Below are 1,716 nucleotides of genomic sequence, written 5' to 3' on the forward strand. Positions count from 1 at the left end.
AAATGAAATTGTAAATTCCAGTTCACACCTTAATGCAAGAGTAAATTCTATATTTCTGGAAATTAATCTTGCACAGATATTCGCCCTATTGTCCTTGATACTCATGCCTCCGTATAATGTACTTGCAGCTGATTGCCTGCCTGTGCAGATCGGAGATCATTATGAATAATAAAGGCAATCAGAAACATTTAACATTTGAACAGCGTGTTGATATTGAGAAAGGACTTACCGAGAATAAAAACTTCGCAGAAATCGGAAGAATGATCGGAAAAGCTCCTTCCACTGTATCAAAAGAGGTACGACTTCACGCACACACAAAAGAACGTCCTGATGCAGGATATACAAATTCACCATGCATTCATCGTAAAACTTGTAAAATCGTTTGCCTTTGTAGTGAACAGTGTGGAACTCTTTGCAAGCTCTGCAGGAAACCTGATATGCGATGTATCAATGTATGTCCAGGCTACGAAACTGCTGAATGTGAAAAACTCAAGAAACCGCCGTATGTCTGTAATGGTTGTGGTAAAAAGACGCATTGTCTTATGCCAAGAAAGTTTTATTCATCCAAGTATGCTCATGATGAGTATCTTAGTGTCCTGGTTGATTGCAGAGTTGGAATCAATCAGACACCTGAAAGCATTCAAGCTATGAATGATCTGCTGGTTCCGTTGATCAAGGAAAAGCACCAGTCTATAGGGCATATCTATGCCACCCACGCTGAGGAATTAGGATGTTCCAGGAGAACACTTTATTCGTATATCAATGATTGTGTCTTTGAGGTACGCAACGGCGATTTAAGGCGGGCTGTGCGTTATAAGAAACGCAGGAAACCTACTCAGGCCAGTGCGAAAGACCATTCTTACCGACAAGGTCATAACTACGAAGATTTCCAGAAATATATGAAGGATCATCCGGATACCAATGTAGTGGAAATGGACTGTGTGGAAGGCAAGAAAGACGAAAGCCGGGCCATCTTGACGTTCACCTTTCGTAACTGCAATCTAATGCTTATGTTCCTCTTAGAATATCAGGATCAAGAGTGTGTGCTGGAAGTTTTCGTATGGCTCGAAACTGTACTTGGGAAGGATGCATTCAAAAAGCTTTTTCCAGTAATGCTCACAGATGGCGGTTCAGAATTCTCTGCTCGTGAGGAAATGGAAGAATTCTGTGATGGAAGCAAAAGCACAACTATTTTTTACTGTGATCCTTACTGCTTCTGGCAAAAAGGAGCCTGTGAAAAGAACCATGAATATATACGTTACATCCGTCCAAAAGGCAGTTCATTCGCTGATTTAGATGATAATAAAATTAAACTTATGATGAATCACATAAATAACGAAAAAAGAGACAGTCTTAATGGGCATAGCCCATATGAACTCTCTCTTTTACTCTTGGACAATAAGCTTCACAAAGCAATCGGATTAAAGGCAATCGCACCTGATGACGTAATGCTTAGTCCAAACTTGTTAAAATAAATAGTTTAAGCACAGGCAGATTTCACTGCACCAGAATTTAGTCTTGCACAAAGGCATGTGGAATTTAGTCTCGCACACTATTTTCAGATGCCCCGTTAGCATGCAAAAAAACATCAAAACTGGGTGCTTATAGGTTCATTATAAGGCAAATGTATAAATTTGTTAAGGTACAAAGTGGAAGTTAATTCCGCAAATTTACTAGAATAGTCTACAACTGGAATTTAGTTTTTCATTTAAGTTT

Annotated in this window: 1 protein-coding gene; it reads left to right on the forward strand. The window is 39.3% G+C overall.

Annotated features, from left to right (window positions below):
- The first annotated feature begins 161 nt into the window (after nucleotides 1-161).
- On the forward strand, nucleotides 162-1,475 hold the full coding sequence (locus HMPREF9469_RS30280) for an IS30 family transposase (protein ID WP_040417929.1): 1,314 nt from the start codon (nucleotides 162-164) through the stop codon (nucleotides 1,473-1,475).
- Nucleotides 1,476-1,716 lie beyond the last annotated feature (241 nt).

Origin of the sequence: [Clostridium] citroniae WAL-17108, assembly GCF_000233455.1 — a bacterium.
Taxonomy (GTDB): domain Bacteria; phylum Bacillota; class Clostridia; order Lachnospirales; family Lachnospiraceae; genus Enterocloster; species Enterocloster citroniae.

What these genes read in the sequence shown, in the direction of transcription:
- HMPREF9469_RS30280 (WP_040417929.1), top strand. Translation starts at nt 162, where the DNA reads ATGAATAATAAAGGCAATCAGAAACATTTAACATTTGAACAGCGTGTT.